We start from the raw sequence: 23,808 nt of genomic DNA on the forward strand, positions 1-23,808 counted from the left end.
GGGGTGATGTCAGAGGCGTTCGATGATGGTGGCGTTGGCGAGGCCGCCCGCTTCGCACATGGTTTGCAGGCCGTAGCGGGCGCCGCGCTGGTGGAGGGCGTGGACGAGGGTGGTGGTGAGGCGGGCGCCGGAGGCGCCGAGGGGGTGGCCGAGGGCGATGGCGCCGCCGTTGACGTTGACTTTGCTCAGGTCGGCGCCGGTTTCCTCGGCCCAGGCCAGGACGACCGGCGAGAAGGCCTCGTTGATCTCGATCAGATCGATGTCGTCGAGTCGCAGGCCTGCCCGGCGCAGGACCTTCTCGGTGGCGGGGATGACCGCGGTGAGCATGAGCAGCGGGTCGTCGCCGGCGACGGCGAAGCTGTGCAGCCGGGCCAATGGGCGCAGGCCGAGCTGGGCGGCGCGTTCGCCGGACATGATGAGCACCGCGGCGCTGCCGTCGCTGACCTGGCTGGCCGAGGCCGCCGTGATCTCCCAGCCGATCTGCGGGAAACGGGCCGCCATGGCCGGGTCGTAGTAGGCGGGCTTCAGCTTGCCGAGCGTCTCCAGGGTGGAACCGACCCGGATGCCCTCATCGGTGGCCAATCCGTTCAGCGCCGCGAGCTCGGCCGCGAAGAGCCCGTCTTTGGTTGCGCGGGCGGCCTTTTCGTGGCTGCCGAGCGCGAACTCGTCGAGCTGGGTGCGGGTCAGTCCCCACTTGGCGGCGATGAGTTCGGCGCTGATGCCCTGGGGCACAAGCTCATCCGGGTACCGCTCGGCGAACGCGACGCCGGACAGGTCGGTGGCCCCGATCAGGTTGGCGCCCATGGGAACCCGGCCCATCGACTCCACACCGGCCGCGACGACGATGTCGTACGCACCCGCGATCACCCCTTGCGCGGCGAAGTGAATGGCCTGCTGACTGCTCCCGCACTGCCGGTCGACAGTGGTGGCCGGCACCGATTCGGGATACCCGGCCGCCAGCGCGGCCCGCCGGGTCATGTTCGAACCCTGCTCGCCGACCTGGGTGACGATGCCGCCGATCACGTCGTCGACCAGGGCCGGGTCGATGCCGCTGCGCTCGATCACCGCGCGCAGGCTGTGCGCGAGCAGGTCGACGGGGTGGACGTCGTGGAGTGCGCCGTTCGGTTTGCCCCTGCCGATGGGGGTGCGTACCGCTTCGACGATGACCGCGTCTCGCATGGGAGTCCTCTTTCGACGGTGAGCCGACTCTGGCTCTATCCAATGATAGTCAGCGTAGGCGCTAACTATCATCTACTCAAGTCAGATGTGGGTATGATGTCGGTCATGGCAGCCGTGATGGAAGGACCCCTGGCCGATCTGAGCAGGTGGGATACCGCGGGCTGTTCCATTGCCAGAGCCATGGACCTGATCGGCACCCGTTCGGCGATGCTCATCCTGCGCGAGGCCTACTACGGCACCACCCGCTTCGACGGCTTCGCCCGCCGCGTCGGCATCACCGATGCCGCCGCGGCAGGCCAGCTCCGCAAGCTCACCGCGGCAGGCCTCCTGGAAAAGCGCCCCTACCAGGAAGAGGGCAAGCGCACCCGCAACGAATACGTCCTCACCGAGATGGGCCGCGACCTGCTCCCCGCGGTCGTCGCGCTCTGGCAGTGGGGCGACACCTACCTGCAACCCGGCCCGCCGCCGCTGCTGCGCGTCGACGCCGAGACCGGCGAGCCGGTCCGGGTCGAGTTGCGCAGCGCCGACGGGACCGAGGTCGAACTCGAGCGGCTGGCGGTCCGGGTCAACCAGGACTATCTACGCGCCCGCAAGGCGGCGAAGCGCGAGCAGTGACTCGGCTCAGGCGCTGAAAACGCCTATGTTCACATCCTCGGTGCCCAGTGCCTGGAACAGGCTCACCCAGAGCAGAACCATCGGCTCGGTGCTGCGTGCGGTGTGGAGCGGGCCGAGATCGATGAGTTGATCGGGGGCCCAGCCGAACGCGGTGAGCAGCTCGGTGACCGTCTTCTTGGCGTCGGCATCGTCGCCGCTGAGGAAGATGCTGTGTCTGCCGGGGATCCGCGCCGGATCGACCATCACCTGATTGTTGGTGGTGTTGAGCGTCTTCACGACGAACGCGTCGGGGAAGGCGGCCTGCAGCGACTCGGCGACGCTGCCCTCCTCTGGCACAACGAGTTTCGGTGGGAAGCCGTGCGAGAAGTCGAGCGGATTCGACACGTCGACGACGACCTTGCCGCGCAGGTTCTCCGCACCGGCCGCGGTCAGCGCAGCCAGCGAGACAGTGCCCGACGTGGCGTTGACGATCAGCTCGGCCGCGGCCGCCGCGTCGGCGAAAGTGCCGTGGGCGCCCCCGGTTTCGGCGGCCCAGGCGGTGGCGTCGGCATTGTCGGCGGTGCGCGACCCCATCGTCACCGGGTACCCGATCTCGACCAGCTTGCTCGCCAGCCGACGGCCGACCTGCCCTGTGCCGAGTACTGCTACGCGCATTCCGCTACCCCGTCTCCGAGAAACCCCCGCCCGGCGAGCACCGGGCCAGGACAGCATAGGTTCAGGTGAGAGGCCCTGCCGAGCGACTATGCGCAGAGCAGAATCGGGCCGGCGACACCGGGTCGCCGGCCCATCCCGGTCAGCGCAGCCTGCGACCGTCCGCGGCGCCGAAGAAGTACACGTGCTCGGGATCGACGGTCAGCCGCAGCAGCTCGCCCTTGGCCGGCGGATTACGCCAATCCACCCGCGCCACAATCGTTTCCCCGGTCTGCCCGTTCGCGCCGTCGGAGGCCGCGCGACCGTAGACATAGGCGTCGGAGCCGAGCTCCTCGACCACGTCGACCTCCATCCGGAGACCGCCGTCGCCCACCTCGAGGTGCTCGGGACGGATACCGAGCACGACAGTGCCTTCGCCCGCGTCGGCCACCGCGCGCGGCACCGGCACCGGGTAGCCGCCGATGGTGACGGTGCCGTCGGCGACGGGCAGCGTGAACAGGTTCATCGCGGGCGAGCCCATGAACCCGGCGACGAACATGTTCGCCGGATCGCGGTAGAGGTCACGCGGGGACGCGCACTGCTGCAGCAGGCCGTCCTTGAGCACGGCGACGCGGTCACCCATCGTCATCGCCTCGACCTGGTCGTGGGTGACGTAGACGGTGGTGGTGCCGAGCCGGCGCTGCAGCTGGGCGATCTGGGTACGGGTCTGCACGCGCAGCTTGGCGTCGAGGTTCGACAGCGGCTCGTCCATCAGGAACACCTGCGGCTGGCGCACGATCGCGCGGCCCATCGCCACGCGCTGACGCTGACCACCGGACAGCGCCTTGGGCTTGCGGTCCAGGTACTGCTCGAGGTCGAGCAGCTTGGCCGCGGCCAGCACCCGCTCGTCGCGTTCGGCCTTGGACACCTTGGCCAGCTTCAGCGCGAAGCCCATGTTCTCCGCGACCGACATGTGCGGGTAGAGCGCGTAGTTCTGGAACACCATCGCGATATCGCGATCCTTGGGCTCGGCATGGGTGACGTCGTTGTCGCCGATCAGAATGCGTCCGCCGTTGACCTCTTCGAGGCCGGCCAGCATCCGCAGCGAGGTGGACTTGCCGCAACCGGAGGGGCCGACGAGGACCAGGAATTCGCCGTCGGCGATCTCCAGATCGAGTGCGTCGACGGCCGGTGTGGTCGCACCGGCGTAGAGCCTGGTGGCGCGGTCGAAGGTCACGGTAGCCATGCGTAGATCAACATCCCATCCCGGCAGGAACGTGCCGGACGATCCGAGTACAGGGTCGCAGGGATCGTAGCGGCCGGCGAGAGGCCGCGCCGGATTCCGGGTAGCCTCGGTCGCGGAGCCCACCCGAGTGCGGAGGAGCACGGTATGAGTCGTCCAGTTCGTATCGGAGTCCAGCTGCAGCCACAGCACGCGCCCGAGTACGCGCTCATCCGCGACGCGGTGCTGCGTGCCGAGGACGCCGGCGTCGACATCGTCTTCAATTGGGACCATTTCTACCCACTCACCGGCGACCCGGTCGGCGCGCATTTCGAATGCTGGACCATGCTCGGCGCCTGGGCCGAACAGACCGAGCGGGTCGAGATCGGCGCGCTGGTCACCGGCGGCGGCTACCGCAATCCCGACCTGCTCGCCGACATGGCCCGCACGGTCGACCACATCAGCGACGGCAGGCTCATCCTCAGCATCGGCGCAGGCTGGTTCCAGCATGACTACGACGAGTACGGCTACGAGTTCGGCACGCCGGGCACCCGGCTGAATCTGCTCAAGGACAACCTGCCCCGGATCAAAGCCAGGCTCGCGAAGCTGAATCCGGCGCCGGTCAGGGAGATCCCGATCCTCATCGGCGGCGGCGGCGAACGCAAGACGCTGCGGCTGGTCGCCGAGTACGCCGACATCTGGCACTCCTTCGCCGACCTCGACGCGCTGACGCACAAGAACAAGGTCCTCGCCGAGCACGCGGCGGCCGTCGGCGCCGACGCGACGCGCATCGAACGGTCGGTTCCGTGGCCTGGCCGGGCGAAAGCTGACGCGTTGCACGCGGCCGGCGTCACCCTGTTCACCGTGGGCGTTTCCGGTCCCGACTACGACCTCACCACGGTCAAGCGGGCGATCGAGTGGCGCGACGACGTGAACCCCGAGTCGCTCGAAGGCCTCGCCTGACCAGGCGATCCGTGTCGCCGACAGGCGCGTAACCATCACTGTGCGAGGTTGCGGCTAGGGTTTATCGCCATGGCTGGTGTGCGTGCTGTGCGAACCAAGGCGCGGATCGCCGCGTTGTTGCTGCTTGTCGGCGTGGCCGCGACCGGGTGTGGGGACGGGGACGGCGAAACGGCGACGCGGGATCTGTGTTCCCCACCGGGCCAGAGCGCCGCCTCGGCAGCGCCGAGCAATCTCGCCTCCTCGGAGACCGCGGGCACCGACCGGTACACGACGCAGACCACCGCGCCGGTCGAGTCGATCGACACGAGCAAGCTCGGCCTGCTCAACCCGGGCACGCTGAGCGTCGGCACGCTGTCGGACGCGCCACCGAGTATCTGCGTGAACGGGCAGGGCACGTTCACCGGTTTCGACAACGAGCTGCTGAAGGCGATCGCGGCGAAACTCGGCCTGCGGGTCGAGTTCTCGGGCACCGAGTTCGCCGGTCTGCTCGCCCAGGTGTCGGGCAAGCGGTTCGACGTCGGGTCGTCCAACATCACCACCACCGACGCCCGCCGCGAGCTGGTCGGGTTCACCAACGGCTACGACTTCGGCTACTTCTCGCTGGTCGTGCCGCAGGGTAGCGCCATCAAGGGTTTCGGCGACCTGAACGCGAGCACCCGCATCGCGGTCGTGCAGGGCACGGTGCAGGACGAGTTCGTGGTGAACCAGCTGCGGCTGGATCCGGTGAAGTTCCCCGACTACAACACCGCCTACGCGAATCTGAAGTCCGGTCAGGTCGACGCCTGGGTCGCGCCGTCGGCGCAGGCCGAGGGCGCGATCAAGCCCGGTGACGGAATCGTGGTGTCGGAGAACACTTTCAGCCTGGACAACTTCGTCGGCTACGCCGTCGCCAAGAACAACCAGCCGCTCATCGACGCGCTGAACTCCGGTCTGGACGCGGTGATCGCCGACGGCACCTACGCCGGCCTCTACGCCGACTGGGTGCCGCGCGAACTGCCGCCCGGCTGGAAGCCCGGCTCCAAAGCGGCACCCGCGCCGCAACTTCCGGACTTCGCCGCGATCGCCGCCGAGAACCAGCCGGATACGACCGAGCAGGTGGCACAGAAGTCGACCTTGCAACAGTTGAAAGACACGTTCTTCGACTGGTCGTTGTACAGCAAGGCCTTTCCCGATCTGATCAAGACCGGCCTGCCGAATACGCTGATCCTGGCGGTGGTCTCCGGCGTGCTCGGCACCGTGCTCGGCATGCTCCTCGCGGTGATGGGCATTTCCCGCACGCGCTGGCTGCGCTGGCCCGCCCGCGTCTACACCGACATCTTCCGCGGCCTGCCCGCCGTCGTGATCATCCTGCTGATCGGCCTCGGCGTCGGCCCGGTGGTCCGCAACCTGACCGGCGGCAATCCGTACTGGCTCGGCGCGGTCGCGCTGGCGCTGCTCGCGGCCGCCTATATCGGTGAGATCTTCCGCTCCGGTATCCAATCGGTCGAACCGGGCCAGCTCGAGGCCGCGCGCGCCATCGGTTTCGGCTACCGCCAGGCGATGACGCTGGTGGTGATCCCGCAGGGTGTGCGCCGGGTGCTGCCCGCGCTGATGAACCAGTTCATCGCGCTGATCAAGGACTCGTCGCTGATCTACTTCCTCGGCCTGCTCGCCTCCCAGCGCGAACTGTTCGCCGTAGGCCGCGACCTCAACGCCCAGACCGGCAACCTGTCCCCGCTGGTCGCGGCGGGCCTGATGTATCTGGTGCTGACCATCCCGCTCACCCACCTGGTGAACTACATCGACGGGCGGATGCGCACCGGCAAACCGACGCCCGCCGACCCGATCGAGCAGGCCGTCATCACGGAAGGACGCGGCGCATGAGTGCATCGCTGACCGGTACCGGTCTGAACCTGACGCTGGGCAACAACCACATCCTGCGCGGCGTCGACATCCACGTCGAGGCCGGGCACGCCACGACTGTCATCGGCCCCTCCGGCTCGGGCAAGTCGACGCTGCTGCGGGTGCTCAACCGCCTGCACGAACCCGATTCCGGTGACGTGCTGCTCGACGGCAAGTCGGTGCTGCGCGATGACCCCGACAAGCTGCGTCAGCGCATCGGCATGGTGTTCCAGCACTTCAACCTGTTCCCGCACAAGACCGTCGCCGACAACATCGCGCTCGGCCCGCGCAAGCTGCGCGGCCTGTCCGCCGAGCAGGCGCGGGCGCTGGCGCTGGAACAGTTGGAGATCGTCGGCCTGGCCGACAAGGCCGATGCCAGGCCCGGCGCGCTGTCGGGCGGCCAGCAGCAGCGCGTCGCCATCGCCCGCGCGCTCGCCATGAAGCCGGAACTGATGTTCTTCGACGAGGCCACCTCGGCGCTCGACCCTGAACTGGTCAAGGGCGTGCTCGCGCTCATGGCCGACCTCGCCTCGGGCGGCATGTCGATGATCGTCGTGACCCACGAGATGGGGTTCGCCCGCAGCGTCTCCGACAGCGTCGTGTTCATGGATCAGGGCGTCGTCGTGGAGACCGGGACCCCCGACGCGCTGTTCGACGACGCCAAGACCCCGCGGCTGCGCCGCTTCCTCGATCAGGTCCTCTGACCAGGTCTTCGGGCCGGTCGGCGGGGTCGCAGCAACGCATGCGCAACTGTTAATGTCGGACATGCTCCAGCTGCAATCGACCGGTACGAGTACAGGGAGATCCGCATGACAACGGCACACGTAGAGCACCCCGAACACACCCACGTCCACGGCCCGACCTGCGGCCATGTCGCCGTCCCGCACGGGGATCACGTCGATTACGTCCACGACGGCCACCTGCACCGCGAACACGCGGGCCACTTCGACGAGTGCGAGGTTTCGGCACACGTCGAGTGCACCGCCCACGACCACGTCCACGGCCCCGGCTGCGGTCATGTCGCGGTTCCGCACGGGGATCACGTCGACTACATCCACGACGGCCACCGCCACGCGGCGCACGACGGTCACTTCGACGAACACTGATCATCTGATTCCACCCGGGGCGCGTGCCCGGGTGGATTTCGTTTCCCCGTAATACTTCTGGCTCGACGATCGATCATCTGCCCGGATACTGTCGGTGTCCTGGCGGCCAGTGGTATGTCTGCCGATTCACGAAATGGGAGTTTTCGGCAGATGAGAACATCGGTCAGGCGCGCGTTGGCCTTCGGTATCGCCGGCAGCGTGTTGGCGGCTTGCGTAGCCACCTTCGGCGCGGGCAACGGTCTGGCGGAGGGCCGTGATCCCATCATCGAGTCGAAGAAGCTGCTCGCCTCGCCGACCACGGCCGACGGATCGCACATCATCTCCAGCCGGGTCGATGATCGCAATCTGACCATGTTCGTCTTCTCCGCCGCGATGAACAAGGGCATCACGGTGCGGGTGCAGCGTCCCAAGGACGCGTCCGAGCCACGTCCGGTGCTGTACCTCCTCAACGGCGCGGGTGGCGGTGAGGACCGGGCGACCTGGTGGCAGAACACCGATATCGGCGACTTCCTCGCTACCAAGGACGTCAACGTGGTGATGCCGATCGGCGGCGCCTGGGCGTACTACACCGACTGGCAGCGCGACGACCCGGCGCTGGGCCGCAACAAGTGGCGCACCTTCCTGCTCGACGAGTTGCCACCGCTGGTCGACCAGGCCTTGGGTACCAACGGAGTCAACGCCATCGCCGCCAACTCGATGACCGCGACGGCCGTCTTGCAGCTGGCGGAGGCCAGGCCGGGCTTCTACCAGTCCGTCGCCGGTTACAGCGGCTGCGCGCAGATCGCCGACCCGATCGGCAAGCAGTTCACCAAACTGGTGGTGGAAACCTACGGCGGCGGCGATGTCCGCAATATGTACGGTGCCGACGACGATCCGGCCTGGGCCGCCAACGACCCGGTCGTGCACGCCGAGAAACTGCGCGGCACCAGGTTGTTCGTCTCCGACGCTTCCGGTCTACCGGGTTCGCACGACCGCATCGACGACCCGTACATGATGAACCCGACACCGTTCGGTCTGGCGAACCAGCTCGTCGTCGGCGGGATCATCGAGGCCGCGGTCAACTGGTGCACGCGCAATCTCGAGGCCAAGCTGAGCGAGCTGCACATCCCGGCGACCTTCGACCGTCAAGCCACCGGCACCCACTCCTGGGGATACTGGCGCGACGCCTTCTACCGGTCCTGGCCGGTCCTCGCCGCGGGGCTCGGCCTGCCCGAATAGGTCAGTCGGTCACGGTGGCGAAGGCGGACCAGAGCAGCGGGGAGTTCTCCGGGGCCGGGTCGCTCCGCCATGCGGCCAGCTGTGCTCGTTGCCAGGTCAGCAGGGTGGGGATGGGTGTGGGTGAATCGTGGGCGGTGTCCACGGCGCAGACGGCGGCTTGCAGCGGATGGGCCGTGGTGTCGGTGAGGGTGTGGAAGGCGTGATCGGTGGGCAACGGCCAGCGGGTCGCCGTCACCAGTTCGGCGCCGGCGGACAGCGCCGCGGTGGTGAGCCCGAGGGCTTCGGTGAAGCGCAGGTCGCCGCCGCTTTCGCAGGCGATGAGGGCGACGCGGCTCGGCATCGGCCACAGTGCTCGGCCCGGCACCGGCGACGGGTCGATGGTGTAGGTGCCGAGCAGGAGGTCTTTGGCCGAGAGCGGGCGGTGCGTGCGATTCGGTGCCGCGAAGCCACGGGTGCCGGCGGTGCAGCTCAGGTGCAGCTCCGCGTGCTCGCTCTCGCCGGATTCCGGTGCGGGAGAGGTGACGTGGCCGACGTAGACGAGTCTGCTCGCGCCCGCTCTGAGTACCTCCGATAGCCAGGTGCGATCGGTATCGGTTCGGCGGAGCAGGTCGACGGAATCGGCGACCGTGGGCACCACTCGGTCGCGATAATTCCGGAAGTGCTGGGCCACCAGGGTTTCCGCGCCTGGCCTGCCCAGTACGGAACCGAGCTCGGAGTCGGCTCTGAACCCGGGAACACGGGGATCGAGTACCGCTACGACCGGCAGCTCGCGAGTATCGCTCCAGCGGTGCACGATTCGCTCCGGCGAGTGGACCACCGACACCGGGGCGAGCAGGCTGACATCGGCGATATCGAGCAGCCGGATCTGTGGATCGGGCGCGATGATCTCCCACGGCACCTGCGCCAACCGCGGGGACGGCTGAATCCGCAGATGTGGCCGAACTCCGCGCTGCGACAGTTCGTAGAGCTGCACAGCCAATCCGTATGGCAGCAGGGCGCGTGACAGAGCTTGCGCCAGCCGGTTTTCCGCATCGGGTTCGGCGAGCGCGCCCGTGGTCAGCACCCGCCGCAGGTCATCGGGCCGCGACGGATTCGGCACCGCGTCGGCCAGCAGTCGCAGCGTCGCCCGGACGTCGTCCTGGGGGATCATGCCCACCCCGCGCGCCAGCGCTTCGTCGGCCCAGCGCCAGGATACGTAGACATCGCCCGCGTCGGCCATTCGAATGAACGCGGTCGGTGCCTTGTGAGCTGGATCCGTGAACTCGTTCGCCGGCGGCGGTGTCATAGCGCGATCACCCGCTCGTCGCGGACGGGGCGACCGTAGCGCTGCTCCGCGTACGAGATGAACTCCGCGAGGACTATTCGGCCATCCACTGCCAGTCGAGGTGGGGGAGCGACGGGGATTCCGGCCGCGGCGGCGACGTCGGCGAGTGCCGCGCCCAGTTGCAGGGCGGGAGTGGTGATCTGTTCGATGGGTGTGGGATCCGACAGCTGGAACTCGAGCGTGGGCGGGGTCGTCTCCGCGAATGCGGAGGGATCGAGAGTTGTGCCCGCGCAGAGGCTGTCGATCAGGTCGCTGACCAGCTGACCATTGCCGGAGCGGGCGGCGCAGCGGAAGGCCAGGCGCATGGCGGGTTCGGCTACGGCGCGGTGCCAGTGCTCGCGCTGGTTGCCGTTGGGGAGGGTGTGGCGCACCGCGTCGATGGCCAGTGCCGAGGACACCGCCAGGGTGACAGCGCGGGCGAGCACGGCCGGATCGGGCTGCGAGGGCTGTTCCATCGTGGTGTGCAGGAGTTCGGCGTGCCAGTAGTCGAGCTGAGCGCAGTGCAGGCCGAGCCCGTGTGCGGAGTACACCGCGAACGATGCCGCGAGCAGTTCATCGGCTTGCGCGAGATCACCTTCGGCGCAGGCGACCGTGGCCAGGCGCAGCCGGACATCCGCCGCGTCCACCACGGCGCCGGTCGCATCGAAGCGCGTCAGCGCCTGCTCGTACTGCGTTCGCGCCGTAGCCAGGTCACCTCTGTTCTCGGCGAGGAAGCCCATCGTCTTGGCACCGATCCCGGACCAATGTCCCAGCTCGGCGGCCTCGAAGAACTGCTGGCTGGCGCGCAGCGGCTCCTCCGCTTCGTCGAGTCGCCCCGCTCGCACCAGCATGGTGGCCAGGTTCTGCCGCGACTCCGCGACGGAGGCAGCATCGCCCGCCGCGACGAAAGCGGCCACACCCTGCCGGGCGAAGTCGATGGCCAGTTCCCACCGGCCGGTCTCGAACGAACTCGCCGCCAGGTTCATCAAGGGGTGTCCGGCCAGTTCCGGCGCGAAACGCTCAGTCACAACCAGGGATTCGGACGCCAGCTCACCGGCACGTGCCCACTGCTGCCGATGCAGCGCGACCGCGGTCAGCGAGAGCAGACACGCCACCCGCAGCAGACCCTGATCGGTTCCGTCGGCCAGCAGCGCACGCGCTTCCTCGAGCACTTCGTGCGCGGCATCGAAATCACCGAGGTGTTGCAGTGCCTGCGACAGATTGACCAGGGCGGCGGGGCGCTGATGCGCCGCGTCATCAGGCATGACGGTCAGCGCGCTCCGGAACAGCGTCACCGACCGCCGATGGTCACCGAGCTCGTCGGCCATACTCGCCGCATTGATGAGCGCCGCACTCCGCAACCGCGGCGGGGCACCGTCCGCGGCCTGCTCGAAGATCTCCATCGCCTCGACCACGTCACCACGCTGGTATGCCGCGTACCCCGCGGTGAGCTGCGCGTCGTCCTGGTCGGAGGGCCTACCGGTCGCTGCCATCCCTATCCCCGATCCGCGCTGCGCGCACATTCTTCGATCCCGTGGTCGAGATCCGCACCACGGCAGCGATCGGTGATCGCTCAGCGCAGGTGATGGTCATCAGAAGTCCTCGTCCGCTTCGGCCGCGGCCGCTTCGGCGGTCAGGAGCGAGTCGCCGGTGTGCTCGCTGAGGCGAAGGCGTGCGAACCGCCGGATCCGAGCACGGATGTCCGACTCCTCGTGCGGACTATCCGCAGGACCGACATTGGGAACGAAAATGGTGATCTCAGGCGATGTTTCGGGCGGTCCGGGAACCTGGACGACTCCCGTCCAGGCATCGCCCCGTAGGTGCAACGGCGCCGTGAACTCCACGTCGGCCGACGGCGTCGCCCCCGCTTGGTCGGTGGGAGCAGACTGGGCCGACCGCACCCGCACAGACGGCCGAAGGTGTTCGGGTACCACACGTCGGCAGTCCGGTGCGGCAACCACACTGACCCGTACCGTCGATATCTCGGCAGTCCGCGTCACCTGCCAAGACACCGCGTTCTCGCCCGCGTCGAGAATTCCGGGCGGGCAACGCCGCCAATCCCATTCGCCACTGCCGCGCGCGACAATCAGCCCACCGTCACTCGGCGTCGATCCGCCTGCGGCCAGCGCGTAATCGTCCGCGCGGTCCGAGGTTTCGCTCAACCCGCGGATGTCATCGCGTGCGGTTTCCTGGTCCGGTGTGTGGCTGGGGGATTCGCTCGGTCCGGGCTCGGCGTCGGCACCATCGAGTGCGGTGTCGCAAGCGTCCGTCAGCTCGGTGATCTCGGCGGCCAGCAGATCGGGATCGAGCGCGGGAACCCCATCGACGGTCGACGCGGGCCACCACCGAGCTGCCCAGTGCGCGTAAGCAAGTCGGCGCAGGGCGTTTACCAACTCTGGTCGTGCAGGCGCGGCCGAGAGCGTGTGGTGCCTCGCGGCATCGCCATCGCGATCGGCATCGGCATCCGCGTCGGCACCGGCAAGCGAGGTGACGTGGGGAGCGGCGTCGGCGTGGAGCGCGGTATCGGCGTCGGAGAGCGCGGTGTCGGCGACGGCGAGCGCGACGTCTTCGCCGTAGACCGCCCACAGCCAGTCCTGCGCGGATTCTGGGTCGTCCAGGACGGCAGCCGGAAGAGAGTGTCCGGCAAGCAGACTCCACGAGAGGTGGCCGCCGGTCACTTCCAGCACGAGAACGTCGAGGCTGGGCGTATCGTCGAGCACCGTCGGCTGCGCCCCTGCCCGCGTCGGCGCGGAGGGTTGGCCGCCGGTGGCGTTCTGCGGGACCAGCGTCACGATGCCCGCGGCCCGCTGGATGCGGATCGCCGTCATCAGCTCGCCCTCGCTTCCGCCGCCGCGTGCTCGCCCATGGTGGTGAGCGCCTGCTTCACCCTCGCCCGATGGTCCAGGATTACCGACCGCGCGACCCCGTCGAGCAGATCCCACAGCTCACCGGGTTCGACCACTGGCATCTCCCGCACGTCCCGCCCATGCAATCGGACCCACAACCTGCGCAGATAGGGCCGCCATGGGGTGTGCAGCTCGGCCGCGACGGCGGCCAGCGGACCCGTCGCACCGTCGACCACATGCACCGCGTACCGCCGGGCTTGCAGCACATACGCTTCCCGCCGCCAGCGGCTGTTCACCACCTCGTGCGCGCGCGACGATCCGTCGGGCGCCGTGGCCACCAGCTCCGCGCGAGTGTCGCCACCGATCGGCGAGAACCCGAGCGCCAGTTCACAACCCGTGGCAGCGGCCACCCGAAGCGACTCGTCCAGCAGCCCCCACGGTGAACAGCTGCGGGAGATCTCGGTGGTCACCAATTCCGGGATGCCGGGGAGGTCGGTGCGGTCGATGCTGCCCTGGAGCACGGTGAAGACGCGCTCGTAGACGGTCCGGTCGAACGGCAGGCCGAGATTGGCGGTCGACGCGGAGGAGCCGAGGTCGGGGCGCTGGGGACAGGTGTGGATGGTCAGGCCGAGGTCGTCGGCGCCGTGGGCCGGGTGTGTTCGCCACAGGGCGATGCCTCGGTGGGTGCCGACCTGGTCTTCGATCAGCTCGTCGAGCAGGGGGCCCGCGTCGGCGGGGTCGCCGTCGCGGGCCAGTGTGCTCGCCTCGAGCAGTTCGGTCAGCGCGGACGACAGATCGCGGGCTCCGAAATCGGACAGTGGTCGCCTGCGCCAGGCGATATCGAGCAGCGCGGTGAGCTCGGCCAGCCGATTCGGCTCGGTCACATGGGCTTTCAAGGCAGTGGTGGTGCGCCCGCCGGTGCTGTCGTGGATCTCGCGCAGCGCCGCCTCGGCCCGAGCCCGCGCGTCGAGGCCGGGCGCTCCGTGCACGGTGGCCAGTTCGAAGCAGCGCTGGAAGTACAGGTCCTGGGCATTGCCCTCCGTGATGCGCAGCGCCCGCCGTACCTGTTTGAGCACCGTGAACCAGTCCGCGCAGGCGCGCAGCGCGTCGGAGTGGGCGAGAACCAGCGAGGTCAGCAGGGTGACGCCGTCGGCGGAGAGCACGGTGCCCGCGCACAGCGGATGCTGCACCGGCCGGATGACCAGCGGATCGAGGATCAGCTTCACGGTGCGCCGCAACGGGCCGCCCTGTGGGCCGCTCAACGCCTCGACACCGTCGAGACCGCGCCACACCTCGTCGAGCACCATGGCGCGGGGTCTTCGCATTCGACCAGGTTAACGGCATTTCCGGCGGGTGACCCGGCGAAAAGTTGGGATCGGTAGGCGCCGGGAGATTTCTACCTTTCTCTCAACGGGTCACCGACCCGCTCACACCGAGAGAACGGAAACACCATGAACACCAAGCTGATCGCAGGCCTCGCCGCTTCCGCCGCCGCCACCGCGCTGTTCGTCACCGGCTGCAGCGACTCCGGCACCAGCTCGACCCCGAGCAGCACCGGCTCGGCCGCACCCGCTCCGGCCGCGGGCAAGTCCACCGCGAGCGTCGACGGCAAGGAATTCACCGCCAAGTTCGACACCACCTGCGCCAAGCAGGGCGGCACCCTCGCTCTGGCGCTGACCGACCTGGCCAACGCCACCTACGGCAACCTCTCGGTCAGCGCCTCGGTCGAGGGCGACACCGTCCAGGCGGTGGCCGTCGCGGGCACCAAGGGCGGCTCGAACGGCCTGCCCTACGCCGTCGGCTACGGCAACGGCCAGCCCGGCGGCTCGGCCACGCTCGCCAAGGACGGCAACACCTTCCGCATCACCGGCGAGGGTGTCAGCGCCCCCGACATGACCAACCCGCTGGCGGGCCCCGCCACCGCCAAGTTCGACATCACCTTCGCCTGCACCACGATCGCCTGACCTGTCGCGACCCGGTCGCACTACTTCTCCGAGGAGGAATCATGAAATCCAAGCTCCGTGCGGCCGCGGTCGCGTTCGGAATCCTGTCCGTCGGCTACTACCTCTACTACGGCCTCACCTACACCCCCGACGAGTTCACCGGCGGCATGCTCGGCTGGGTCGGACCGCAGATGGCGCTGCCGATCATCGCCATGACCATCGTGCCGATGGTCTTCGCCTTCACCGGCATCCTCGAGGCCTTCACCGGCCGCAACAGCTCGGAGTTCCGCGATGCCGAGGTGGGCATGGGCACCATTACCTCGTTCCGCCAGACCGGGGTGTCGGTCAACGACCAGCCGCAGGTCAGGATCGAATTCCGGGTCGAGGGCGCGGACGGGAAGACCTTCGACTCGCACGCCAAGATGATCGTGCCGCTCACCGAGCTGGCGCTGCTGCAGCCCGGCGTCGTGCTGCCGGTCCGGTATCTGCCGGGCCGCACCGACAAGGTCGAGGTCGACCGGTCCGGTGACTCCGGCGCCGCGCAGCGGGCGATGAACGAGTCGCTCATCCGCAAGGGCATCACCACCCGTGGCAAGCTCGACATCGCCGAGCGCGGCCTGGCCGCCCAGGCGGTGGTCCGCAGCCTCGACGTCCCCGGCCGGATCCGCGGCGGGTACACCGAGATCGTGCTCGGCCTTGTGGTGACCCGCCCGGACGGCAGCACCTTCGAGACCCGCGCCGAGAAGTACCTGCCGCCATCGGCGGTCGGGCTGGTGCAGGTCGGCCGGATACTGCAGGTGCACTATCTGCCCGGCAACGAGCAGGAGGTGGTGATCGCGCTTCCGGTCAATGCCTGATGACAAGGGGACCACCCCAAACTCGGCGAGGACACCACTCGCCGAGTTTTGGTCGTGTGTTCATCTTCGCTTTCCCGACGGCTCGCCTGAGCTGCTTACCGTGCCCGGAGTCCGATCTACTCAGGAGTCACCGTGAGTCCGAAACCGCTCGCCCTGTTCGTCAAGCACGACGGTCAGTCGGCACGCGCCGCCCTGACCTGTGAATACAAGTGCGGCAACGCCTGCTTCCACGAGCCGCCGAACACGTCCGAGGGCGCCTACTTCGGTGATATCGTCAGCGGCCTCAACCGCCGCGGCCTGATCAAGGGCGGCGCCGCCGCGGTGCTCGCGGTCGGCGCGGCGAGCGCCCTGGCCGCCTGTGGTGACGACAGCTCGGCGGCGAGCACGACGCCCGCCCCCACCCCGGCCGGAACCCCCGGCACCGGAACGGCTTTCACCGCCGTCGCGCCGAACAAGGAAGACGCGCTGGTGATCCCGGACGGTTACGAGCAGCAGGTCGTGCTCCGCTGGGGTGACCCGCTCTTCGCCGACGCGCCCGCGTTCGACTTCGACAAGCAGACCGCGGCGGCGCAGCTCAAGCAGTTCGGCTACAACAACGACTTCGCCGCACTGATGCCCATCGAGGGCCAGGCCAACAGCTACCTGCTCGTGGTCAACCACGAGTACACCACCGGCCCGATGATGTTCCGCGGCTACAACAAAGACGCCCCCACCGACGAGCAGATCGCGATCACCAAGGCCGCGCACGGCATGGCCGTGGTCGAGGTGAAGGGCGAGGCGGGCAGCGGCAAGCTGACCCCGGTCTTCGGCAAGTACAACCGCCGCATCACCGCCGACACCGAGTTCACCCTCACCGGTCCCGCCGCGGGCAGCGCGTTCACCGTCACCGGCGCCGACCCGTCCGGCACGAAGGTGCTCGGCACCTTCGCCAACTGCGCGGGCGGCGTGACCCCGTGGGGCACCGTGCTTTCCGGCGAGGAGAACTTCAACGGCTACTTCGCCAACGGCGACAAGGCCTCCGACCCGAAGGGGCGCGTCAAGCGCTACGGCTTCCCCAAGGGCGGCACGCCGAACCAGTGGGAGCGCACCGACAAGCGCTTCGATCTGAATCAGGAACCCAACGAGGCCAACCGTTTCGGCTATGTCGTCGAGGTGAACCCGTGGGACGCCTCGTCCACGCCGATCAAGCACTCGGCGATGGGGCGGCTCAAGCACGAGGGCGCGTCGATCTACGTCACCGAAAAGGGTGACGTCGTCTCCTACACCGGTGACGACGAGAAGTTCGACTACATGTACAAGTTCGTGTCCTCGCGCAAGATCCAGTCGGGCACCGGCGCCGCGGCGATGCGGCACAACCTGACCATCCTCGACGCGGGCACCCTCTACGTCGCCAAGCTCACCGGGGACCACGCCGACAAGATCGACGGCAGCGGCACCGTCCCCTCGGACAAGGGCTTCACCGGCAAGGGCCAGTGGATTCCGCTGCTCGAGACCGGTGACGACGGCAAGGGCAAGTCCCTGGTCGACGGCATGTCGGCCGCCGAGGTCGCGGTGTTCACCCGCCTGGCCGCCGACAAGGTCGGCGCCACCAAGATGGACCGTCCCGAGGACTTCGAGGCCAACCCGTTCACCGGCAAGGTGTACGTCGCGCTGACCAACAACGACAACCGCGCCAAGGACGACAAGCCGGGCGTCGACGAGGCCAACCCGCGCAAGCTGAACAAGAACGGCCAGGTCCTCGAGCTCACCGACAACCACACCGGCACCGACTTCACGTGGTCGCTGCTGCTGGTCTGCGGTGACCCCGCCGCCGCCGACACCTACTTCGCCGGCTTCGACAAGACCAAGGTCAGCCCGATCTCCTGCCCGGACAACCTGGCCTTCGACCCGTACGGCAATTTGTGGATCTCCACCGACGGCAACGCCCTCAAGACCAACGACGGCCTGTTCTCGGTCATCCTCGACGGCCCCAACCGCGGTGAGACCAAGCAGTTCCTCACCGTCCCCCGCGGCGCGGAGACCTGCGGCCCGATCGTCACCGAACAGCGCGTCATCGTCTCGGTTCAGCACCCGGGCGAGTCCGACGACGCCACCCCCGACAACCCGCAATCCCACTGGCCCGACGGTGGCACCGCCCAGCCCCGCCCCGCGGTCGCGGTCGTGTGGAAGAAGAACAGCGGCCGCATCGGCGTCTAACCGGCAACACCGCTGACGGAACCGTCACTCGACTGGGCGAGTGACGGTTTTGTCGTTTTCATGGCCTGAGGCCGGCTGGTCGAACACGTCGGTGGGTGCCCGTAAGTTGGTGCGGACATCGGATGACGGGAGTGGTGGGACATGGCGGCGCGCAAGCGTGAGGTGCGGTTCGAGCCCGCGGTGGCGGCGCTTGGTGGGTTGCGGGCCGCGGTGGCGGGGGACGATCCGGCTGACGATCTCAGCGTGACCGGTGTCGAATATCGCGGGGCCGATTTCGCCGAGGTTCACGTGTACGGGCTGAGTGCCGAGGGCTGTTTGTTCGACAGTGTGCGGTTTCCGAGCACCCTGCGTCAGGCCACGATTACCGAATCCGCGCTGCGGGTGTGCGATCTCGCCAATGTGCAGGCCGACGACTCCTCGATGTTCGAGACCGAGATCGCGCACGGCAGGCTCACCGGATTGTCCTGGACCGCAGGCGTTTTGCGCGATGTGCTGATCGATTCGACACGCGCGGATATGGCCTCGTTCGCCGAGTCCCGGTTGCGCACGGTCGTTTTCCGGGACTGTGATCTGCGCCAGGCCGATTTCCAGCGGACCGAGTTCCGCAATGTCCGCTTCGAGCGGTGCAATCTCACCGGTGCCAGGTTCTCCGATTCCCGGCCCCAGCAGAACCTGCGTTTCGAGGACTGCGACCTCACCGGCGTCTACGGCCTGACCGCCCTGCGTGGCGCCACCATCCAGGGTGGTGACCTGGAATCGCTGGCCGCCACGCTGGCCCGCGAACTCGGTATCTCCGTCGAATTGCCGACCGCAGCCGGCGAGTACTGAGTCAGCCGAGCCAGTCGAGAACCGAAGCGGCGGTCCAGGATTGCTGCATGCTGCCCAGCGGCGCGCCGGTGAACGGCTCGTAGTACTCGGCGAAGCTGCCGTCGGCGGCCTGGCGTAAGCCTTCCGCGCGCAGCATGTGGGCGCGTTCGGCCCAGCCGCGGCGGGCGAAGGCCCAGGAGAACAGCCAGCTCATCACCGGCCAGACCGGGCCGCGCCAGTACTCGCGTGGCCGGAAGTCCTTGGCCACCGGGGAGGTCGACGGCGGCAGGGCGTAGCGCAGATCGGGGTGACCGCAGAAGCGCGGGCCCTCGAAGGTGTTGAGCAGGGCGCGCTCGGCGTGGCGCGGCAGCCCGCCGGAGAGCAGCGGCGCGAACATGGCCAGCGTCTCGGTGCCGATCCAGCGTTGCAGCCGCACGTCGTAATCCCGTGCGGCGCCGGACCGCTCGTCGGTGGTGGCGACGACGCCGGTGCGGAACCGCTCGGCCCAGCCGTGCAGTTCGCGGACGTCGGCGTGCGGCTGCTTGTACTCCTCGCCGATATCGGCAAGCACATCGCAGGCCAGCGCGAAGATCGCCGAGACGAACACGTCCTCCACGGCGAAGCTCATCACCGAGGTGAGCTGGTAGTCGTCGTAGTTCGCCCGCCGCATCTGCTCGACCAGCCACAGGTACCGGTCGTATTCGCGGTCGCTCGGCCGCTGGGTCGGGTCGGAGATGATCGCGGTGTCGGCGCGCCGGAACGGCGGCAGATCGGCGCCGGGGACCACATTCGCGTAGGCGCGGTCCCAGCGCGGCGAGTTGTCCATCCCGGATTCCCAGCCGTGGTACAGCGTGACCCGCCCGGTCTCCTTCGGGTCGCGGGCGTGCGCGAGCCAGCGGTGCCAGCGCACCAGATCCGGCCAGCGGCGGTTCAGGAATTCCTCGGCGACGGCCCTGGTCGAGCGGCCGTGCCTGCGGGAATGGTCGAGGATGCGCTGCACGGCGATGGCGTGCACCGGCGGTTGGGTGATCCCGGAGGTGTCGGGTCCGTCGGGTGCGTTGGCGGCCAGCTTGCGGCACTCCCAGCGGGCGGGCCCGGGAAAGTACCCGTCGACGCCGTTGGCGAAGACGATGTGCGGGATCATCCCGTTCTTCCACTGCGCCGAGAGCAGCGTGTCGAGTTCGACGACCGCGCGCTCCACGCTCAACGGCGCGAGCCCGACCGCGACGAACGCCGCGTCCCAGCTCCACATGTGTGGATAGAGGCGGGGCGCGGCGCTGGTCATCGTCCCCAGGTCGTTGCCGCGCAGGAGGTAGGCGGCACGGGCCGCGAGCTGCGTGGGGGTGAACCCTGGGTCGGTCATCCGTCTATTCTGCTGCGGAGCAGGGCCGATGGCATCTCGGCACGGCTGTGATGGTCAGTACCCCGCTTGACGCGGGTCGTTCTGGGCCGCCGAGCCGACCGAGCTGAGCATGGTGGTGATGCACAGTCCGACGAGCAGATTGATCGCCGCGGTCGCGATCTTGGCGTCCATGTCGGCGACCAGGGTGAACGGCAGGATGACCGCGACGGCGGTGACGAGCAGGCAGATCCAGGTGAAGAAGGTCAGCGGGCTCGGCATGGCCAGCAGCAACACCATCAGCAACGCCGTCGCCAGCAGCGCCGCGCCCGCCGCGGCCAGGGCATAGGAAGTGGTCGACACCGTGCCGTAGGCGCCCGCGCCCTCGGGCGAGAGGATCGCGATGCCGAGCACCCCGCGCACCAGCATGATCGCGACGACGACCAGCAGCGCGGCCACCACCGCGGTGCCGATACCGCCGGCCCACAGCTTGCCGATGTTGACCTTCGGTTGGGGCGGCTGTTCCTGCCCCTGGGGATGCTGTCCCTGGGGATACTGCCCCTGTCCCTGGGGATACTGCCCCTGGAGATACTGCGGGTTCGCTGGTCCGTAGTTGTACCGGGGATCGGTCATAGCCCGACGGTACTGCGCCTGTCCCTGATCTGCTGGGTAACGGTCGTGGTGTCGAGATCTGGGTGGCGCTGCGCCTGATTTGTCGGAAGCAGGCGTTCGTGCGGGGCCCGATCCGCCGAGTAGGGCGGCCGGTTAGCGTGGGACGCATGACGGTGACCAGTACTCCCGCCCCTACCGCTCTGATCACCGGTGCGAGCCGTGGCCTCGGCGCGGCGATTGCTCGTGAACTCGCGCCGACCCACGACCTGCTTCTCGGTGCGCGGTCCGCCGACGCGCTCGCGCCGATTCTCGCCGAGTTGCCCGGCGCGAGCGGCTGGCCCGTCGCGCTGACCGACTACCCGGCCGTCGCCGCCGCGGCGGGTGAGATCGAGCGGCTCGACGTGCTCGTTCACAATGCGGGCATCGCCGATCTCGGGACTGTCGCCGAGTCCTCGGTGGAGCAGTGGCGCGGCACGCTCGAGGTCAACCTGATCGCGGTCGCCGAGCTGACCCGCCTGCTGCTGCCCGCGCTGCGCACCGCGAACGGTCATGTTGTGCTGATCAATTCGGGTGCTGGACTGCGCGCGAACCCGGGCTGGGGTTCGTACGCGGCGAGCAAGTTCGGCCTGCGTGCCTTCGCCGACGCCCTGCGGCTCGAGGAGCCGGCACTGCGGGTGACCTCGCTGTTCCCCGGCCGCATCGACACCGATATGCAGCGGGCGATCGTCGCCGACGAGGGCCGCGAGTACAAGCCGGAGGAGTTCCTCACCCCGGAGACGGTGGCGGGGGCCGTCCGGACCGCCGTCGACACCCCGCGCGACGGGCATCCGACCGAGATCGTGCTCCGACCGGCGTAGTCGTGCGATCGGCGCCGAAATGGTGCGAAAACTGACTGGAACGGCATCGATTGCACGATTACGCCAGTCGGCGAGCCGCCCGCGCGGCGATGTTCGGTATGTTCCGAATCGCGTGCCCAGTTGTTCAGCGGATCGACGGATTCTGTCGCTACGGTCCCGCTGATTGGTCCGTGCTCTGCCCGAGCACCTGGCGCGAGTAGGGGTTTTCGCAGGTGGAACGACGTCGAATGCTGGCACTGCTGGCCGCGGGTACCGCCGTGGCACTGACCGGCTGCGCGACCGCGGAAGGCGAGGCCGTGAACGCCGGTTCGGGCGGCGATATCCCGGCGCCGCCCGCCGGACCGGCCCCGGCCAGGGCGCTGCTCCCGCCCCCGCCGGGCGGCCCGAAGTCGGTCATCGGCCCAGGAACCATCACCGCGCTGCCCGGCCAGGGCACCAGCATGGCCCTCACCGTCGACGACGGCGCCAGCCCCGAGGTGGTCGGCGCCTACGTGCAGTGGGCCAAGGACACCGGCGCCCGCTTCACCTTCTTCGTCACCGGCTACTACGAATCCTGGACGATCCACCGCGCTGCCCTGCGCCCGCTGGTCGACTCGGGGCAGATCCAGCTCGGCAACCACACCTGGGACCACGCCGCGCTCACCAAGATCGGCGCGAGCGGCGTCGCCGACCAGCTCGGTCGCACAAAAGACTTCCTGCGCAACAACTTCGGCGTCGACGGCACCCCGTTCTACCGCCCGCCCTTCGGCTACCACAACGCCACCGTCGACAAGGTGGCCGCCGACCTCGGCTACACGGTCCCCGCCATGTGGTACGGCTCCCTGTCCGACTCGGGCCTGATCACCGAGGAATACCTGATCGAATGCGCCCGAAAGTATTTCGCGGCCCAGACCATCATCATCGGCCACGCTAACTTCCCGCCGGTCACCCACTGCTACGGCCAGCTCGTCGACATCATCAAGGAACGCAACCTGTCGCTGGTGACGTTGAACGACGTTCTCCAGGTACGAGCCTGAGGGCAGAAAGCGCGTCAGTTTACTTAGTGCGAGTATTCTTCCAGCTGTGCCCCGTATGGGAGCGGCGCGGTCGGTGGATGATCGACGGTGGCCCGACTTCATCTCGTTCGGGTTGTTGACCAGGGTATTTCCGCCCGATGTCGTCGACGCGGCGCTGGTCGAGTGCGGTCGGGTCGAACGCCGCGATCGACTGCTGCCCGCGCGATTCGTGGTCTACTACGTGCTCTCGCTGGCGCTGTTCGCTCCCTGCTCGTACGAACAGGTGATGCGCAAGGTCATGGCGGGGCTCGGGTGGGCATTGGGCTGGCCGCACCAGCGGGTGGTTCCGACGAAGGCCGCACTGTTCCAGGCGCGCAAGCGCTTGGGTCCGGAACCGCTGCGCGTGCTGTTCGAAAAGGTGGCGGTGCCACTGGCCGATCCCCGGGTTCCCGGGGGTTTCTACCGATCCTGGCGGCTGATGAGCATCGACGGAAGGACCGTGGAACTGCCCGGCAGTGAAACGAATGTCGAGCAGTTCGGTTTCGCGTCGGCGGTCGGGGGCCCGGCGTTGCCCCGGCTACGGGTCATCGGGTTGATCGAATGCGGTTCGCGCGCGGTCATCGACGTCGCGTTCGGGACCTGCGGGCAAGACGAGCCGACCCTCACCGAACCCCTCGTGCGGTCACTTCGCCCAGGGATGTTGCTGCTCGCCGATCAAGCGCAGCTGTGCGAGCGTCTGTGGGACCTGTGCCGATCCTCCGGTGCGGACCTGCTGTGGCGAACGGCGTCGGATGCCGCGCTTCCGGTCGAAAAATGGTGTTCCGATGGGTCTTTCGAATCGCGGATCAGTCCGGGGACCCCGGTGCGGGTCATCGAGTATTCGCGGGCCACGTCCGGAGCGGGCACGGTCCACAGCGGGGAGCGACCCGGCCGGTTGCTGACCACCATCACCGATCCCGCGGCCGCACCCGCGGACGAGCTGGTCGGAGTACACGCACAGCAGCGGGACGTCGAGACGCTGTTCGGCGTGCTCGCGACCCATCGGCGGGGCGCGGGTGGGGTGCTGCGGTCGAAGTCGCCGGACGGCGTGATCCAGGAGCTCTACAGCTATCTGTGCGTCCATTACGCGGTTCGCAGCATGATGCAGTGGAACGGCGTTCCGGTCCTGGTCACCGGCGACACGGCACGCCGGGTTAAGTAAACGATCCTGTCGAATTCTCCTGTTGCGCACGTCACACG

General features: G+C 68.4%; 22 protein-coding genes. 13 read left to right on the forward strand and 9 right to left on the reverse strand.

What is annotated here, in order from left to right:
* Positions 1-9: 9 nt before the first annotated feature.
* A complete protein-coding gene (locus ACWF9G_RS03395) occupies positions 10-1,179 on the reverse strand; it encodes a thiolase family protein (RefSeq protein ID WP_379305693.1) in 1,170 nt (389 codons plus the stop codon).
* A gap of 93 nt (positions 1,180-1,272) precedes the next feature.
* Here ACWF9G_RS03395 and ACWF9G_RS03400 point away from each other — a divergent pair, with 93 nt between their 5' ends.
* Positions 1,273-1,794 (forward strand): winged helix-turn-helix transcriptional regulator, encoded by a 522-nt coding sequence (locus ACWF9G_RS03400; RefSeq protein WP_379305691.1) that lies wholly within the window; start codon positions 1,273-1,275, stop codon positions 1,792-1,794.
* A gap of 6 nt (positions 1,795-1,800) precedes the next feature.
* Here the strand turns inward: ACWF9G_RS03400 and ACWF9G_RS03405 are convergent, their stop codons facing one another.
* Both ACWF9G_RS03405 and ACWF9G_RS03410 read right to left on the reverse strand, forming a co-directional pair.
* The gene (locus tag ACWF9G_RS03405) at positions 1,801-2,448 is read right to left on the reverse strand and encodes an NADPH-dependent F420 reductase (RefSeq protein ID WP_379305689.1); all 648 of its coding nucleotides are present in this window, start codon (positions 2,446-2,448) and stop codon (positions 1,801-1,803) included.
* Positions 2,449-2,587: 139 nt separating this feature from the next.
* Positions 2,588-3,670, reverse strand: a complete 1,083-nt coding sequence (locus ACWF9G_RS03410) for an ABC transporter ATP-binding protein (RefSeq protein WP_379305687.1) — start codon at positions 3,668-3,670, stop codon at positions 2,588-2,590.
* Between the two features lie 144 nt (positions 3,671-3,814).
* On the opposite strand from ACWF9G_RS03410, the gene ACWF9G_RS03415 reads away from it, so the two are divergent.
* The 5 genes from ACWF9G_RS03415 to ACWF9G_RS03435 all read left to right on the forward strand — a co-directional run bounded on the left by ACWF9G_RS03415 (position 3,815) and on the right by ACWF9G_RS03435 (position 8,814).
* Positions 3,815-4,609, forward strand: coding sequence for an LLM class F420-dependent oxidoreductase (locus ACWF9G_RS03415; protein WP_452513371.1), 795 nt, complete (start codon positions 3,815-3,817; stop codon positions 4,607-4,609).
* Between the two features lie 69 nt (positions 4,610-4,678).
* Complete coding sequence (locus ACWF9G_RS03420) at positions 4,679-6,472, forward strand: ABC transporter substrate-binding protein/permease (protein WP_452513372.1); 1,794 nt, start codon at positions 4,679-4,681, stop codon at positions 6,470-6,472.
* Positions 6,469-7,194, forward strand: coding sequence for an amino acid ABC transporter ATP-binding protein (locus ACWF9G_RS03425; RefSeq protein WP_452513374.1), 726 nt, complete (start codon positions 6,469-6,471; stop codon positions 7,192-7,194). The genes ACWF9G_RS03420 and ACWF9G_RS03425 overlap by 4 nt, the downstream gene beginning before the upstream one ends.
* A gap of 105 nt (positions 7,195-7,299) precedes the next feature.
* Positions 7,300-7,596, forward strand: a complete 297-nt coding sequence (locus ACWF9G_RS03430) for a hypothetical protein (protein ID WP_379305679.1) — start codon at positions 7,300-7,302, stop codon at positions 7,594-7,596.
* 150 nt (positions 7,597-7,746) lie between these two features.
* Complete coding sequence (locus tag ACWF9G_RS03435; RefSeq protein ID WP_452513376.1) at positions 7,747-8,814, forward strand: alpha/beta hydrolase; 1,068 nt, start codon at positions 7,747-7,749, stop codon at positions 8,812-8,814.
* A gap of 1 nt (position 8,815) precedes the next feature.
* On the opposite strand, the gene ACWF9G_RS03440 is transcribed toward ACWF9G_RS03435, so the two are convergent.
* The 4 genes from ACWF9G_RS03440 to ACWF9G_RS03455 form a co-directional block, all read right to left on the reverse strand.
* Entirely contained in the window at positions 8,816-10,033 is a 1,218-nt protein-coding gene (locus ACWF9G_RS03440) for a CHAT domain-containing protein (protein ID WP_452513378.1), read from the reverse strand.
* Positions 10,034-10,095: 62 nt separating this feature from the next.
* A complete protein-coding gene (locus ACWF9G_RS03445) occupies positions 10,096-11,610 on the reverse strand; it encodes a tetratricopeptide repeat protein (protein WP_452513380.1) in 1,515 nt (504 codons plus the stop codon).
* A gap of 99 nt (positions 11,611-11,709) precedes the next feature.
* Positions 11,710-12,945 (reverse strand): hypothetical protein, encoded by a 1,236-nt coding sequence (locus tag ACWF9G_RS03450; RefSeq protein ID WP_452513381.1) that lies wholly within the window; start codon positions 12,943-12,945, stop codon positions 11,710-11,712.
* Positions 12,945-14,270, reverse strand: coding sequence for a hypothetical protein (locus ACWF9G_RS03455; RefSeq protein ID WP_452513682.1), 1,326 nt, complete (start codon positions 14,268-14,270; stop codon positions 12,945-12,947). Before ACWF9G_RS03455 ends, ACWF9G_RS03450 begins: the two co-directional genes overlap by 1 nt.
* A gap of 144 nt (positions 14,271-14,414) precedes the next feature.
* Here ACWF9G_RS03455 and ACWF9G_RS03460 point away from each other — a divergent pair, with 144 nt between their 5' ends.
* The 4 genes from ACWF9G_RS03460 (at position 14,415) to ACWF9G_RS03475 (ending at position 18,787) form a co-directional block, all read left to right on the forward strand.
* A complete protein-coding gene (locus ACWF9G_RS03460) occupies positions 14,415-14,927 on the forward strand; it encodes a lipoprotein LpqH (protein WP_379305670.1) in 513 nt (170 codons plus the stop codon).
* A gap of 41 nt (positions 14,928-14,968) precedes the next feature.
* On the forward strand, positions 14,969-15,763 hold the full coding sequence (locus ACWF9G_RS03465; protein ID WP_452513383.1) for a hypothetical protein: 795 nt from the start codon (positions 14,969-14,971) through the stop codon (positions 15,761-15,763).
* Positions 15,764-15,895: 132 nt separating this feature from the next.
* The gene (locus ACWF9G_RS03470) at positions 15,896-17,959 is read left to right on the forward strand and encodes a PhoX family protein (protein ID WP_379305666.1); all 2,064 of its coding nucleotides are present in this window, start codon (positions 15,896-15,898) and stop codon (positions 17,957-17,959) included.
* A gap of 141 nt (positions 17,960-18,100) precedes the next feature.
* A complete protein-coding gene (locus tag ACWF9G_RS03475) occupies positions 18,101-18,787 on the forward strand; it encodes a pentapeptide repeat-containing protein (RefSeq protein ID WP_379305664.1) in 687 nt (228 codons plus the stop codon).
* A gap of 1 nt (position 18,788) precedes the next feature.
* On the opposite strand, the gene ggh is transcribed toward ACWF9G_RS03475, so the two are convergent.
* The gene (gene ggh / locus ACWF9G_RS03480) at positions 18,789-20,129 is read right to left on the reverse strand and encodes a glucosylglycerate hydrolase (protein WP_452513386.1); all 1,341 of its coding nucleotides are present in this window, start codon (positions 20,127-20,129) and stop codon (positions 18,789-18,791) included.
* 54 nt (positions 20,130-20,183) lie between these two features.
* Positions 20,184-20,738, reverse strand: a complete 555-nt coding sequence (locus tag ACWF9G_RS03485) for a DUF6069 family protein (RefSeq protein ID WP_379305660.1) — start codon at positions 20,736-20,738, stop codon at positions 20,184-20,186.
* Positions 20,739-20,884: 146 nt separating this feature from the next.
* On the opposite strand from ACWF9G_RS03485, the gene ACWF9G_RS03490 reads away from it, so the two are divergent.
* From ACWF9G_RS03490 to ACWF9G_RS03500, 3 genes are all read left to right on the forward strand, one after another.
* The gene (locus tag ACWF9G_RS03490; RefSeq protein ID WP_379305658.1) at positions 20,885-21,574 is read left to right on the forward strand and encodes an SDR family oxidoreductase; all 690 of its coding nucleotides are present in this window, start codon (positions 20,885-20,887) and stop codon (positions 21,572-21,574) included.
* A gap of 227 nt (positions 21,575-21,801) precedes the next feature.
* Positions 21,802-22,590 carry a polysaccharide deacetylase family protein gene (locus tag ACWF9G_RS03495; protein WP_379305729.1) on the forward strand — a complete coding sequence of 263 codons (789 nt, stop codon included), beginning with the start codon at positions 21,802-21,804 and terminating at the stop codon, positions 22,588-22,590.
* A 55-nt stretch (positions 22,591-22,645) separates the two neighbouring features.
* Positions 22,646-23,770, forward strand: a complete 1,125-nt coding sequence (locus ACWF9G_RS03500; RefSeq protein WP_452513684.1) for an IS4 family transposase — start codon at positions 22,646-22,648, stop codon at positions 23,768-23,770.
* Positions 23,771-23,808: the final 38 nt, after the last annotated feature.

It is taken from the genome of Nocardia sp. NPDC055029 (assembly GCF_053608525.1).